Annotated in this window: 10 protein-coding genes, 1 tRNA gene and 1 pseudogene; 6 read left to right on the top strand and 6 right to left on the bottom strand. The window is 62.0% G+C overall.

Going from position 1 to position 12,866, the window contains the following annotated elements:
* Positions 1-226 precede the first annotated feature (226 nt).
* Complete coding sequence (locus NB311A_RS01320) at positions 227-1,930, bottom strand: PAS domain-containing protein (RefSeq protein ID WP_009796596.1); 1,704 nt, start codon at positions 1,928-1,930, stop codon at positions 227-229.
* Between the two features lie 519 nt (positions 1,931-2,449).
* Positions 2,450-2,524 (bottom strand) — tRNA-Gly (locus NB311A_RS01315).
* A 512-nt stretch (positions 2,525-3,036) separates the two neighbouring features.
* On the opposite strand from NB311A_RS01315, the gene NB311A_RS01305 reads away from it, so the two are divergent.
* The 3 genes from NB311A_RS01305 to NB311A_RS01295 all read left to right on the top strand — a co-directional run bounded on the left by NB311A_RS01305 (position 3,037) and on the right by NB311A_RS01295 (position 5,088).
* Entirely contained in the window at positions 3,037-3,969 is a 933-nt protein-coding gene (locus NB311A_RS01305) for a co-chaperone YbbN (RefSeq protein WP_009796594.1), read from the top strand.
* 115 nt (positions 3,970-4,084) lie between these two features.
* Positions 4,085-4,759 (top strand): LON peptidase substrate-binding domain-containing protein, encoded by a 675-nt coding sequence (locus NB311A_RS01300; RefSeq protein WP_009796593.1) that lies wholly within the window; start codon positions 4,085-4,087, stop codon positions 4,757-4,759.
* 128 nt (positions 4,760-4,887) lie between these two features.
* Positions 4,888-5,088 carry a Trm112 family protein gene (locus tag NB311A_RS01295; protein ID WP_040673734.1) on the top strand — a complete coding sequence of 67 codons (201 nt, stop codon included), beginning with the start codon at positions 4,888-4,890 and terminating at the stop codon, positions 5,086-5,088.
* A 121-nt stretch (positions 5,089-5,209) separates the two neighbouring features.
* Here the strand turns inward: NB311A_RS01295 and NB311A_RS01290 are convergent, their stop codons facing one another.
* Positions 5,210-6,526 carry an ammonium transporter gene (locus tag NB311A_RS01290; RefSeq protein WP_040673676.1) on the bottom strand — a complete coding sequence of 439 codons (1,317 nt, stop codon included), beginning with the start codon at positions 6,524-6,526 and terminating at the stop codon, positions 5,210-5,212.
* 101 nt (positions 6,527-6,627) lie between these two features.
* On the bottom strand, positions 6,628-6,966 hold the full coding sequence (locus tag NB311A_RS01285) for a P-II family nitrogen regulator (RefSeq protein ID WP_009796590.1): 339 nt from the start codon (positions 6,964-6,966) through the stop codon (positions 6,628-6,630).
* Between the two features lie 243 nt (positions 6,967-7,209).
* Here NB311A_RS01285 and NB311A_RS01280 point away from each other — a divergent pair, with 243 nt between their 5' ends.
* On the top strand, positions 7,210-8,094 hold the full coding sequence (locus tag NB311A_RS01280) for a DUF4339 domain-containing protein (protein WP_040673675.1): 885 nt from the start codon (positions 7,210-7,212) through the stop codon (positions 8,092-8,094).
* 114 nt (positions 8,095-8,208) lie between these two features.
* On the opposite strand, the pseudogene NB311A_RS19875 reads toward NB311A_RS01280, so the two are convergent.
* Together NB311A_RS19875 and tesB are read right to left on the bottom strand one after the other, a co-directional pair.
* Positions 8,209-8,978, bottom strand: a pseudogene (locus tag NB311A_RS19875) (IS5 family transposase).
* Between the two features lie 71 nt (positions 8,979-9,049).
* Entirely contained in the window at positions 9,050-9,910 is an 861-nt protein-coding gene (gene tesB / locus NB311A_RS01265; protein WP_009796587.1) for an acyl-CoA thioesterase II, read from the bottom strand.
* Positions 9,911-10,068: 158 nt separating this feature from the next.
* Between tesB and NB311A_RS01260 the strand changes: the two genes are divergently transcribed.
* Positions 10,069-11,289 (top strand): ubiquinone biosynthesis hydroxylase, encoded by a 1,221-nt coding sequence (locus NB311A_RS01260; protein WP_009796586.1) that lies wholly within the window; start codon positions 10,069-10,071, stop codon positions 11,287-11,289.
* A 312-nt stretch (positions 11,290-11,601) separates the two neighbouring features.
* Positions 11,602-12,852, top strand: coding sequence for an aminotransferase class I/II-fold pyridoxal phosphate-dependent enzyme (locus NB311A_RS01255; RefSeq protein WP_009796585.1), 1,251 nt, complete (start codon positions 11,602-11,604; stop codon positions 12,850-12,852).
* The last annotated feature ends 14 nt before the right edge of the window (positions 12,853-12,866 follow it).

Raw genomic sequence — 12,866 nt, 5'->3', positions numbered from 1 at the left:
ATTGAAAATACTTTTCACTCAAAAACAAACGACGCCAATAGCGGGCGCCGTTCACGCCAACATCAGCGCACCTTGATCGTGGCAAAATTTGGCTGGCCGAGACAAAAAAGTGGCGACGGCTCGACACCGTCGCCATAACTCGTCCTTGGGGAGATATTTCAGCGGCGGGATCGAGGTCATCGCCAAGTCGGCTTCCCTCCATCCCGTCACCTGACCGGCATGGTCGTCACAAGAAGTTCGCAACAGCTCTCGTCGAGGACGCCACCGCGGAGCTAAATCCCTCACGAAGGTTGGTGAGAAACTGCGAGAGGGGCGACGGCCCGGCGTTCGCGCTCTTGCGACGGTTCTCCAGCCGCTTCATGCTCAAGCTCTGCTCTTCGGCCTGATCGGCCGTCGATACGGGTGCTTCCAGGATGGAGACACTCATCTCTTCGCTAGCGGCAGCGTTCGGTTCGATCACCGTGGCGTATTGGACGACCTTGAGCACCTTGCCCTTTGCGTCGAGGACCGGAATGTACGAGGCCCGGATCGAGACGTCCTTGCCGTCCTTGCCGATGCGCTTGTATTCGGCGGACTGAGCCTCGCCGCGATTGAGCTTGGCCCAGAATTCGCGATAGGCAGAACCTGCACGCTCCGTAGCATCCACGAAGATGCCGTCATGCTTGCCACGAACTTCGCCGAGGGTGTAACCCATCGCCTTCAGAAACTTGTCGTTGGCGGCGATAATCGTACCGTCCGGCTTGAATGCAGCCACTGCCTGCGCGCGTTCGATGGCGGCAAGCTGATCCGCATTTTCCAGCGCCTCGAGTTTCCTGGCGGTGATGTCGATCGCGAATTCAATAACCTTGGCGGGTTTGCCCCTCGAATCCAGCACCGGATTATAAGAAGCCTGCAACCAGACCGTCTTGCCGTCCTTGCCGATACGCTGGTACTCGGCTGACTGCGACTCGCCGCGATTGAGCCTGGCCCAGAAGTCGCGATAAGCGGCGCTGGATCGTTCGCCGGCTTCCACGAACATGTTGTGGTGCTTGCCCTGAATCTCGTTGAGGAGAGAGTAGCCAAACGCTTTCAGGAAATTATCGTTCGCGGTAAGGATCTTTCCATCCATTCCGAACTCGGCGACGGCCTGCGACTTTCCGATGGCCGCGACCTGGCCTTCCAGCTCAACCGCCTTCAGCTTCTGGCTGGTGACGTCGGTCGTGAACGCGACAACCTTGAACGGCTTCCCGTTCTCGTCCACGATCGGATTGTAAGTTACGCGAAGCCAGACCTCTTTCCCGCCTTTACCAAACCGCCTGCATTCGGCCGATTGGGTCTCGCCGCGATTGAGCTTGGCCCAGAATTCGCGATAGGCCGCACCTGATCGCTCCGACAGCTCCACGAACATGCCATCATGCTTCCCCTGCACTTCGCCAAGGGCGAAGCCCATCGCGTTAAGGAAGTTTCTGTTGGCGGTAATGATCGTGCCATCCAGTTTGAATTCGACGACCCCCTGCGCGCGTTCGATGGCGGAAACCTGACCCGCGTTTTCCAGATTCTTGATCCTTTTCGCGGTGATGTCGGACACAAGCGCGATAACCTTCGTCGGATTCCCCCTCACATCCAACACCGGAATATAGGAAGCCTGAACCCAGACCTCCTCGCCGTGGTTGTCGACCCGCTTGTACTCGGCCGATTGCGTCTCGCCCTTATTCAGCCTGGCCCAGAAGTCCCGGTATGCGGCGCCGGATCGTTCGTCGGCCTCCACGAACATGCCATGGTGCTTGCCGCGGACCTCCGCCAGCGTGTAACCGAGTATGCTGAGAAATTTCTCGTTAGCCGTGATGACCGTTCCATCAAGCCCCAGTTCGATGACGGCCTGAGACTTGCTGATCGCTGCGGCTTTCGCGGCATTTTCTTTTGCGATCGACCATTTTTTGAAGAAAAACATTGATCCTCCCCAGGAGTTAGATCCAAGAACACCAAGCTCACGACTCGCGGGCGAAGCTTGGTATATTGACCATGAATGGAATCGGTTAAAACGAGGTTAATTCGTCTAAAATGCTTGAGGCATACCCGAAACGCCTCGGTATCATAGAACCTCGCCAGCGGCCCAACATTGACGTTTTCATAGCCTTATCAATGGCTAACGCCCCCAGGCATGGCTACGAAGCAACCGGCGGAGGTTATCCGCCTTCTCTTGCGCCGCGACGGCAGCGATGGCGTTCCTTAAGAACGACCGCCTCGTGGCAGGCCGCCCGTTGCGGCATCGGCCTGCCTCGAATCCGGTCGTCACACCATGCCGGACAAGCTTCCCGCACGGGATTTTCACCTGAAGTCTGGAATGTTCCATTAACCCTGTCGCCGGAACGGCACGGGTAGCGCGGACACGGTAAGCGGCCCGAGACTGTCACCCATGTCTTAGGTACAAGCTGTTACCCATGTCTCCGGGTCGTACACACCGGAAACTTGGAGCGGGCGAAGGGATTCGAACCCTCGACCCCGACCTTGGCAAGGTCGTGCTCTACCCCTGAGCTACACCCGCGTCCGCAAGCAGGCGGCCGATCGCCGGCCACCGAGGGGCAGAGCTATGCCAAATGCGGCGCGCGAATGCAACAGCCAGATAGGACGTCATCTCGCCCCAGGCGGGGCAATTCGATCCCTGGTCATCGCAATGTCGTTGCAAAGAGGTCCGGAACGACGCCTCGCCCCGCCAATTGCAATATTTCCGCGCAGGGACCAATTATGGGTTCGGAACATGCTAGCGTGGTTTGCAGGCTGTCCCTTAATCCCGGCGAGTCCGCAAAGCGAACTTCTGACCCCGCTCCGGACTTAATTCGGATTGCTGGAGCCGTCCCGCTTCCGAGGCATCGGAGGTGCGGTCTATGATTTTGATCTGACGCGTTTTCTTCACGCGAAGCGGTATCCGCGTCGCTCGAAAGCGCAAGAGTGTCCCTTTGATTTCGAGGTTCGCATCAAAGGGGGCTGCAACGACAGGCGAACTTCGAAAAAACGGCACCGGACCGCCCATTCCGGGAGACATCAGGCGAGGATCACGTGACCATAGTCGAGCACGGCAGCGCGCCGCCCCTACAGGCGTCGGATCTGATCAACGAGACGACGACCCAGACCTTCATGAAGGATGTCATCGAGGAATCGATGCGCCAGCCGGTGCTGGTCGATTTCTGGGCGCCGTGGTGCGGTCCGTGCCGCCAACTGACCCCGATCCTGGAAAAGGCGGTGCGTGCGGCGGGCGGCAAGGTCAAGCTGGCGAAGATGAATATCGACCAGCATCCCGCCATCTTTCAGCAGCTCGCGGCGCAGATCGGCAGCCAGTCTATTCCGGCTGTGTTCGCCTTCGCTGGCGGGCGGCCGGTCGACTACTTCATGGGCGTCGTGCCTGAAAGTAAGGTCAAGGACCTCATCGACAAGCTGACGCAGGGCGCGGCGGCGCCCGGCGCTCCGAACACCGAGGAAATCCTGCGAGAAGCGGAAGCCGCACTCGCCGCAGGCGATCCTACCACGGCGGCCACGGTCTATGCCGAGGTTCTCGGTATCGACGCTGCCAATCTTCCCGCGCTCGCCGGACTTGCGCGCTGCTATGCAGCGACCGGCGCGATCGACAAAGCCAAGCAAACGCTTGCGCTGGTGCCGGAATCAAAGCGCGGCGACGCCGCCGTGACAACTGTACAGGCCATGATCGACCTCGCCGAACAGGCGAGTTCACTGGGTCCGGTCGCCGAGCTCCGGCAGAAGGTTGCGGCTAACCCGCTCGATCATCAGGCGCGATTCGACTTGGCCACCGCGCTGAACGCCGGCGGCGAACGCAGCGAGGCCACCGATCACCTGCTGGAAATCGTCAAGCGCGACCGCAAATGGAACGACGATGCCGCCCGCAAGCAGCTCGTGCAGTTTTTCGAAGCGTGGGGTGCCGCCGACGAAGCCACCGTCGAGGGACGCAAACGGCTGTCGACGCTCCTGTTTTCCTAAAGCCTTTCCGCTCCGACTGAATCGGAAGCCGGGCTCCATGATTTTGATTTGACGCGTTTTCTCACGCGAACTGGTATCTATTTTTGCGGAATATGCGCTAGCATCGGACTCGTTCATGCCCATCAATGCCGACTACCGCGGACCCGGCGACCTTCCCGAAGTGATACCGGTGTTTCCGTTGCCCGGCGCACTGCTGCTGCCGCGCGGGCAGATGCCGCTCAATATCTTCGAGATGCGCTATCTGGCAATGGTCGACGACGCGCTGCGGGACGGTCATCGTCTGATCGGCATGATCCAGCCCGACCTCGCCCATTCTGCGAGCGAGGACAAGCCGGAGCTGTTTCATGTCGGCTGCGCCGGACGTATCACTCAGTTCGCCGAATCCGGCGACGGCCGCTATATCCTGGAGCTTACCGGCGTCTCGCGTTTCAAGGTCGTGGAAGAGTTGACGGTGTTGACTCCCTATCGCCAGTGCAAGGTCGATTTCTTCACTTACGCCGATGACCTGACCGCACGAAAAGGCGAGGACGCCGTCGATCGCAAACGGCTGCTCGAGGTGCTGACCGATTTTCTCAAGGTCAACAACCTGAAAGTGGACTGGAGCGGCATCGAGAACGCCCCGAATGAGGCGCTGGTCAACGCGCTGGCGATGATGTCACCCTATGGTCCGCCCGAGAAGCAGGCGATGCTGGAGGCAACTGACCTGAAAACGCGCGCGGAAATTCTGATCGCGGTGACCGAAATGGACCTCGCAAAAAAGCGCACCAGCGGCGATCCAGGCTTGCAGTAGGTTACGAAGCGTCGCAACTGGTGTGAGTGACCGACAGTCGCCACCGACGCTTGCGGCAAATCGGCAAGCCAACGTCAGACAACCGCTATGAACCCATCCGCCCGATTCGATCTTTCGAAGAGACCCGCATGACGCCACCCCCCTCCGATCGTCCCGAAGATACCGTCGATCCAAAGCTGCTGGAGATTCTGGTCTGTCCGGTCACCAAGGGACCGCTGGAATTCGATGGCCGGCGGCAGGAACTCATTTCTCGCTCGGCGAGACTAGCCTACCCGATCCGCGACGGCATTCCGATCATGCTGCCGGAAGAGGCAAGAAAAATCGAATGAGACGAGACACGTTGGCGGCGTTTCAATCGGGGGGAGTGCTGACAGGCTCCTCTTTCACCAAAGGAACCGTCACCCCTGATTGCGCGCGCTCCGCGATTCCACAGCAACCGTGCCTTTTGCGTTACTGCAGCGCCTCGCCATGCTGGGAAATGTCGAGACCTTCCAGCTCGCTCTCGCGGGAGACCCGCAGGGACACGAAGACCCCGACCAGCTTGAGGAGACCGTAGGTCACCGCGCCAGACCAGAGCAGGGTGACGGCCACGCCATAGAGCTGTAGCAGCAACTGGCGCGGATTGCCTTCGATCAGGCCGGGCACGCCGCCGATCGACGTCGTCGCGAACACCCCGAGCAGCAGGGTCCCGGTCAAGCCGCCGATGCCGTGGACGCCGAACACATCGAGCGAATCGTCATATCGGAAGCGATGCTTGAGGCTTGTGCAGGCCCAGTAGCAGACCAGTCCGGCAACGATCCCGATGACGATGCCTTGCAGGGGCGTGACGAAGCCGGAGGCCGGCGTGATCGTGCCAAGACCCGCGACCGCGCCCGAGATCATGCCGAGCACGGAGGGTTTGCCCCGCGTGGACCATTCGATGGCGCCCCATGTCAGCGCGCCAGCGCAGGCGGCGAGATGCGTGGCGATGATCGCCATCACCGCGCGCGAATTCGCGGCCAGCGCCGAGCCGCCGTTGAATCCGAACCAACCCACCCACAATAGTCCCGTGCCCATAACCGCGAGGGACAAATCATAGGGCGACAAATTCTCCGAACCATAGCCGTGGCGGCTGCCGAGAACTTTCGCCGCGACCAGTCCCCCCACGCCGGCGCTGAGATGCACCACGAGCCCGCCGGCGAAATCCTGTACTCCGGCCGCGCCGAGGAACCCCCCGCCCCACACCCAATGCGCGAGCGGAATGTAGACAAAGATAAACCAGCCGATCGAGAACAACAGATAGGCCGAAAAGCGCATCCGGTCGGCCACCGAGCCTGCGACCAGCGCCACGGTGATGATCGCGAAGGTCATCTGGTAAAGCATGAACAGCGCTTCGGGGATGGTCTTCGCCGCGGGATTGACGGCGTCCATGCTCATACCGGCGAGAAACATGCGGCCAAGCGACCCCAACAACAGGCCGTCGCCCGTGAACGTCAGCGAATAGCCGAATGCCACCCACAGAATCGAGATCATCGCAACCGCTGCAAGACTTTGCGCCATCGTCGCCAGCACGTTCTTCTTGCGCACCATCCCCGAATAGAACAGCGCCAGCCCCGGGATCGTCATCATCAGCACGAAGGCCGTGGCGACGATCATCCATGCGGTATCGGCGGCGCTCACCGTTGAAACGGCGCTGGCCGCAAAGGCCGGCGCACCTGTCGTTACGAAAATTGCGATTGCAAGGACCGTCGTCGCAGCGCCTGCCACCCAACGCAAAAGTGCCCCCATCGTCGTTCCCCGACCTTCGCTTCTCTTATATCGCCTGTCTCACCGCCGTGGCGCAGCGGTCTTCGCGCTGCTTCGCCAAGCGGGGCGCATATTCAACATCGTCACAGCGCGTCGCTGTCGGTCTCGCCGGTGCGGATGCGCAAGGCGTGATCGATCGGCACCACGAAAATCTTGCCGTCGCCGATTTGGCCGGTGCGCGCGGCCGCGGTGATGACTTCGACGGCCTTGTCCGCAAGCTCCGACGTCACCGCGACCTCGATCCGCAGCTTGGGCAAAAAATTCACGACATATTCAGCGCCACGATAAATCTCGGTATGCCCCTTCTGGCGGCCGTAGCCTTTGACCTCGGTCACGGTCATGCCATGCACCCCGATCGCGGTCAGCGCTTGGCGGACCTCGTCGAGCTTGAAGGGTTTGATAACGGCGACGACGAGTTTCATGATGGCGCATCCGCTCAATGACAATAGGTTTAGCCGAGTTCACTCGAGCGAGTCTGACATCTTTCCGTGCAAACCGCACAAAAAACTTGCAGCTCGGACGAAAAACATGGGCACGAAAACATGCGCAGGATACAGCGTGGAGACCTCGATACAGACGGGCCGGTTTTTCCCTGAACCAGGTTCGCCGCATTCCGACTAACGGACGTGCCGCCGGCAAGGGCCGGAGCGCCTTGGGGAAATTTCATGCCGAACCGTTTGTGGTTTTTTGCCTCGGGAAATACCCAGCAAGGCCCGTATTCCGAAGACAAGTTACGGGATTTCATCGCCCGCGGCGTGATAAACGCCGACACGCACGTCTGGACCGAGGGCATGTCCGCCTGGCAAAGGGCGGGCGATATTCCGGGCCTCCTGTCCAGCGGCTCGGCCGCTGCGCCCATGCCGGCGGCGGCCGCGCGTGAGGGCGAGGCGCTGACCGGCCGTGACGGCCCCGCCGGCGTTCCGCTGTCCGTGGATCTCAACATCTGGGCGCTGCTCGGACGCGCCCTGATCTTCGTGATCGGCTTCCTGCTGATCGTTCCGGCGCCGTGGGTGGCCACCGGCTTCTACGGATGGTTCATCTCCCGGGTCCGGGTGCCGCAGCGGCCCGGCCTGAGCTTTACCGGCCAGCCGATGGACATCTGGTGGGTGTTCGTGCTGCTCGCGCTGTGCGCCTACTCCGGCCTGACCGAGATACCTTATATCGGAATCATTTTGATTCCGGTGCAGGCCTGGCTGTCGTGGATGACCGTCAAATGGATCGTGGCGAATATCAGCGCCCACGGGCAGCCGCTTCAGCTTTCTTTCCGGGGCGAGGCGATGCATTACGTCGGCTGGTTCGTGCTGCTCAATGTCTCCTTCATCACCATCATCGGCTGGGCATGGGTCACGACGGCGATGACGCGCTGGATCTTCCGCAACATCGACGGCACCCGGCGCGAGATCATCTTCAATGCCAGCGGCCTTGAAGTATTGTGGCGAACGGTGGTGGTTGCGATCGGCTGCATATTGATCATTCCGATCCCGTGGGTGCTCCGCTGGTTCGCGCGCTGGTATGTCTCGCAAGTCGCGCTGGCGGCGCGGACAACCTAAAGCATGATCCCGACCCGCAGGGCCGCGCCAGCGCAAAGTGGAAACCGGTTTTCGGGATCATGCTCGAACAACAAAGTAAGCGACGAGCCTGATCCAACGCTGTTGAATCTGACTCTAGGTCATCGACTCATTAAATCGCAACCAGATGCGGATTGCGGCGAGCTTGATGGCAGCGAGGAAGTTGTCGTCACGTTTGTCGTAGCGGGTGGCGACGGCTCGATAATGCTTGATTTTGTTGAAGAACCGTTCGACCAGGTTGCGCTTGCGATAGAGCTGCCTGTTGAAGCGCAGGGCGACGACGCGATTTGGCATCGGCTTCACATTGGCCGTCGCGCCGCGCGCGGCCAGGGTCTGGCGCAGGGCGTTGGAATCATAGGCTCGATCGGCCAGCAGCACGTCGCCGCGCTCGACGGTGTCGATCATGTCCTGCGCACTGCGCCCGTCATGGGCCTGGCCTTCGGTGATCTTGAGGCAGATCGGCAGGCCGCAGGCATCCACCAGCGCGTGGATCTTGGTTGTCAGCCCGCCGCGCGAGCGACCCATGCAACGGGATCTGGTCTGTTTTTTTGACCGTTGGCCGCATGCTGATGCACGCGGATCGACGAGGAGTCGATCATCTGGATGTCGCCATCATAAGCCTTTGAAACCGCCGACAGAATACGATCCCAAACGCCTGCCTTGCGCCACCGGTTGAAGCGGTTCACGCAGGTCGTATGCGGGCCGTAGCGCGCCGGAATATCCGCCCACGGCGCACCGGTACGCAGCCGCCAGAAGATCCCGTTCAGCACCCGCCGGTCATCCACCCGTGCAACGCCGCGCGATTTGTTCGGCAAAAGCGGCTGAATCACAGACCACTCGAAATCCGTCAGATCAAAACGAGCCATTCAATCCTCCTCCCTCCGGAGATTGAATCACGCCTCCCGTCCAAACGGAATCCCATTTATGGGTTCGTGACCTAGCGCCGCTCGCGGACCGAGCCCTCTTGCGCCACGGAGGCGACCAGCGTGCCATCCTGCCTGAAGATCAGACCACGCGCGAGGCCTCGGCCGCTCTGCGCGCTCGGCGAATCCTGCGCGTAGAGCAGCCATTCGTCGGCGCGAAACGGACGGTGAAACCACATGGCGTGATCGAGCGATGCCGCCATCATGTGCCTGTCGAACAGGGTGCGGCCGTAGCGCGCCATCACCGCATCCAGCAGCGCGAAATCCGACGCATAGGCCAGCGCACACATGTGCAGCGCCGGGTCGTCGGGCAGGTTCGATGCGGTGCGGATCCAGACATGGACGCGGCCGTCCTCGATCCTCTCGCCGATGTAGCGGTTGAGTTCGACCGGGCGCAGTTCGATCGGCCGATCCGACTCGTAATAGCGGCGGATGAACTCCGGCATCTCCCTGAACATCGGCTGCTTGATGAATTCCTCCGGCGAAAGCTGCGCGGGCGGCGGCACGTCCGGCATCTTCTCCTGATGATCGAAGGCGCCCTCTTCTTCCACATGGAACGACACCATGAGCGAAAAAATGGCGCGGCCGTGCTGGATCGCGGTGACGCGCCGTGTCGAATAGCTCTTGCCGTCGCGCAGCCGCTCCACCTGATAGATGATCGGGATCGCGGGATCGCCCGGCAGGATGAAATAGCAATGCAGCGAATGCGGCAGGCGGCCTTCGACGGTGCGGCAGGCCGCCACCATCGCCTGCCCGATCACCTGCCCGCCGAACACCCGCTGCCAGCCGGTCTTCGAGCTGTTGCCGCGAAACAGGTTTTCCTCGATCGGCTCCAGATCGAGGATCGAGATCAGGTCGATCAGACTTTTGGACATCAAGACGCTTTCACGATGAACTCACGCCCTTTAACACCGTTATTCAGGGTTCGCAGCCTTCAACGCCCGGAACGGCCGGTCGGACGGTTACATCAGGGCAACATTTGGAAACCCGTTTCGCCCGGCTATACTGCGGCGGCACGGAAGCAAGGCGTACCATGACCACACAACAGGGCATTGTCATCTGCGGCGGCGCATTCGCCGGTCTGGCGCTGGCGCTGGCGCTGCGACAGGGGCTGGGCGCCGAAATTCCGATCGTGGTCGCCGATCCCATGCTGGCGAACCGGCCGAGCCGCGACCCGCGCGCCACCGCCATCGTGGCGGCGTGCCGCCGGCTGTTCGAGGCGCTCGGGGTCTGGGACGAGGTGGCCGGCACCGCGCAGCCGATCCTCGACATGGTGGTCACCGATTCGAAGCTCGAGGACGCCACCCGTCCGGTGTTCCTGACCTTCGCCGGCAATGTCGAGCCCGGCGAGCCGTTCGCGCACATGGTCGAGAACCGCTATCTGATCGAGGCGCTGGCATCGCGCGCCGAAGCCGAGGGCGTCGATCTGCGCGCCACGGCGGTAACAGAAAATGAGACGCGACCGGGAGGCGTGGCCGTCTCGCTGGCCGACGGCTCGACGATCGAGGCCAGCCTTCTGGTCGCAGCCGACGGCGCGCGCTCGAAGCTGCGCGAGCGCGCCGGGATCGCCACCCATGGCTGGGAGTATGATCAGTCCGGCATCGTCGTCACCGTCGGCCACGAACGCGATCACCAGGGCCGCGCCGAAGAACATTTTCTTCCCGCCGGGCCTTTCGCGATCCTGCCGCTGACGGGCCGGCGCTCGTCGCTGGTATGGACCGAGAAGCGGGCGGAGGCGGCGCGCATCGTCGCGCTTGCGGAAGCGGAATTTCACGCCGAGCTGGAGCAGCGCTTCGGCCTTCACCTCGGCGAGATCAAGGCGCTCGACAGGCCGCGCGCGTTTCCGCTTCAGTACTTCGTCGCGCGCTCGTTCATCGCCGAACGGCTGGCGCTGGTGGGCGACGCGGCGCATGTGATCCACCCGATCGCGGGCCAGGGCCTCAACCTCGGACTGAAGGACGTCGCGGCGCTGGCCGAGGTCGTGGTCGATGCGGTCAGGCTCGGCATCGATCCGGGGCAGGCCGACGTGCTGGAGCGCTATCAGCGCTGGCGGCGCTTCGACACCATGGCGATGGGCTTCGCCACCAACACGCTCAACGTGCTGTTCTCCAACGAATCGACGCTGTTGCGCAGCGTGCGCGACATCGGCCTCGGACTGGTCGACCGCATGCCGCCGCTGAAGAACGCGTTCATCCGGCAGGCGGCGGGACTGACCGGCGAGGTGCCGCGGCTGCTCAAGGGCGAGGCATTGTAGGAGGCTGTCGTAAAATCCGATCGCAACGAAGTCGCTGCGCATTCATTAATTAAAGGCGGAGAAAACGGCCCTAAAACGAAAAGGCCCTGCCCGACACCGACCGGATATTTGATTCCCATTCCACATGAATACAGCGTCGGCAGCTCGGTAGAAACCGGAAGTTCCCTCAACCACAGAGAACTACCAAGGGAAAATCTATCCTCCCGCCGATGGTTAATCGCGTCTTAACCCCGCCGTAGCTATGCTCATCGTCTATCTTTCGTCCGGGCTCAGGGCGCGGCCGAACGTCTTGAAAGTATTGACGCTTAACCGATGGCAACCTCCGCTTCATCGCGCGCGGCGCAAGGTGACGCCAGCGCGTCCCAGTCCTCCGCCCGCCCGGCCGCGTCAACCGCGCCCGGCGAGCGGTCGCCCTTCGCGCGGACGGCGGAGCTGCTTGCGCCCTACGAACCGGCACAGTCCCTGATCACGCTGTCGCTGGGCGAGCCGCAGCACCCGCCGCCCGATTTCGTCGACCCGATATTGTCTCAATATATCAACGAGTTCAGGCGATACCCGATGGCGCGGGGAATCGAGCCGTTCCGCCACGCCGCCGCGAACTGGCTATCGAGGCGGTTCGCGCTGCCGCGCGCCATCGATCCCGAGACCGAGATTCTGGTGCTGAACGGCAGCCGCGAGGGACTGTTTTTTGCCGCGATCGCCGCCGCCCGCTACGTCACGCCCCGCAAGGGTACGCCGGCGATCCTGATGCCGAACCCGTTCTATCCGGCCTATGGCGCGGGCGCGCGCGCCGCGAATTGCGAGACGATCTTGCTGCCGGCCACGCGCGCCAACGGTTTCCTGCCCGACCTTGATGCGCTCGATGAGGCCACGCTGGCGCGCACCGTCGCGATCTATCTCGCTTCGCCCGCCAACCCGCAAGGCGCAGTCGCCTCACCCGACTATTTCGCGCGGCTGATCGCGCTGGCGCGCCGTCACGGCTTCCTCGTGTTCTCGGACGAATGCTATTCGGAAATCTATACGCAAAACGCACCCGGCAGCGCGCTGGAAAGCGCAGGCCCCGACTATGCCAACGTGGTCGCGTTTCAGTCGCTGTCGAAACGCTCGAATCTGCCGGGCCTGCGCGTCGGCTTCGTCGCCGGAGACCGGAATTTTCTCGCCGCGTTTCATGAACTGCGCAACGTGGCGGCGCCCCAGGTGCCGGTGCCGCTGCAGCATGTCGCGGTGGCGGCCTATGACGACGAGGCGCATGTCAAGGAGAACCAAAGGCTTTATCGAACCAAATTCGATCTCGCCGACCGGATCCTCGGCTGCCGCTACGGCTATGCGAGGCCCGCCGGCGGCTTCTGCCTCTGGCTGGATGTCTCCGCTTATGGCGGCGACGAGGCCGCAGCCGTCCTCCTCTACAAGGAGGCCGGTGTTCGCGTCGTGCCCGGAAGCTATCTGGCGCGTCCGCAAGCCGACGGCTTAAATCCCGGCGCGGGCTACATCCGCCTGGCGCTGGTGCCGGACATCGAAACGACGGCCGAGGCATTGCATCGGCTGGTGAAAACTCTCGGCTAGAGCTTCGCTTCTGA

The sequence above is a fragment of the Nitrobacter sp. Nb-311A genome (assembly GCF_000152905.1).
In the GTDB taxonomy this organism is placed as follows: Bacteria; Pseudomonadota; Alphaproteobacteria; order Rhizobiales; family Xanthobacteraceae; genus Nitrobacter.
The sequence above is the reverse complement of the archived record's forward strand: the minus strand, read 5'-3'. Positions and strand labels throughout refer to the sequence as shown.

Coding starts and splice junctions, on each gene's coding strand:
- NB311A_RS01320 (WP_009796596.1), bottom strand. CDS start 1,930: ATGTTTTTCTTCAAAAAATGGTCGATCGCAAAAGAAAATGCCGCGAAA.
- NB311A_RS01300 (WP_009796593.1), top strand. CDS start 4,085: ATGCCCATCAATGCCGACTACCGCGGACCCGGCGACCTTCCCGAAGTG.
- NB311A_RS01295 (WP_040673734.1), top strand. CDS start 4,888: ATGACGCCACCCCCCTCCGATCGTCCCGAAGATACCGTCGATCCAAAG.
- NB311A_RS01290 (WP_040673676.1), bottom strand. CDS start 6,526: ATGGGGGCACTTTTGCGTTGGGTGGCAGGCGCTGCGACGACGGTCCTT.
- NB311A_RS01285 (WP_009796590.1), bottom strand. CDS start 6,966: ATGAAACTCGTCGTCGCCGTTATCAAACCCTTCAAGCTCGACGAGGTC.
- NB311A_RS01280 (WP_040673675.1), top strand. CDS start 7,210: ATGCCGAACCGTTTGTGGTTTTTTGCCTCGGGAAATACCCAGCAAGGC.
- tesB (WP_009796587.1), bottom strand. CDS start 9,910: ATGTCCAAAAGTCTGATCGACCTGATCTCGATCCTCGATCTGGAGCCG.
- NB311A_RS01260 (WP_009796586.1), top strand. CDS start 10,069: ATGACCACACAACAGGGCATTGTCATCTGCGGCGGCGCATTCGCCGGT.
- NB311A_RS01255 (WP_009796585.1), top strand. CDS start 11,602: ATGGCAACCTCCGCTTCATCGCGCGCGGCGCAAGGTGACGCCAGCGCG.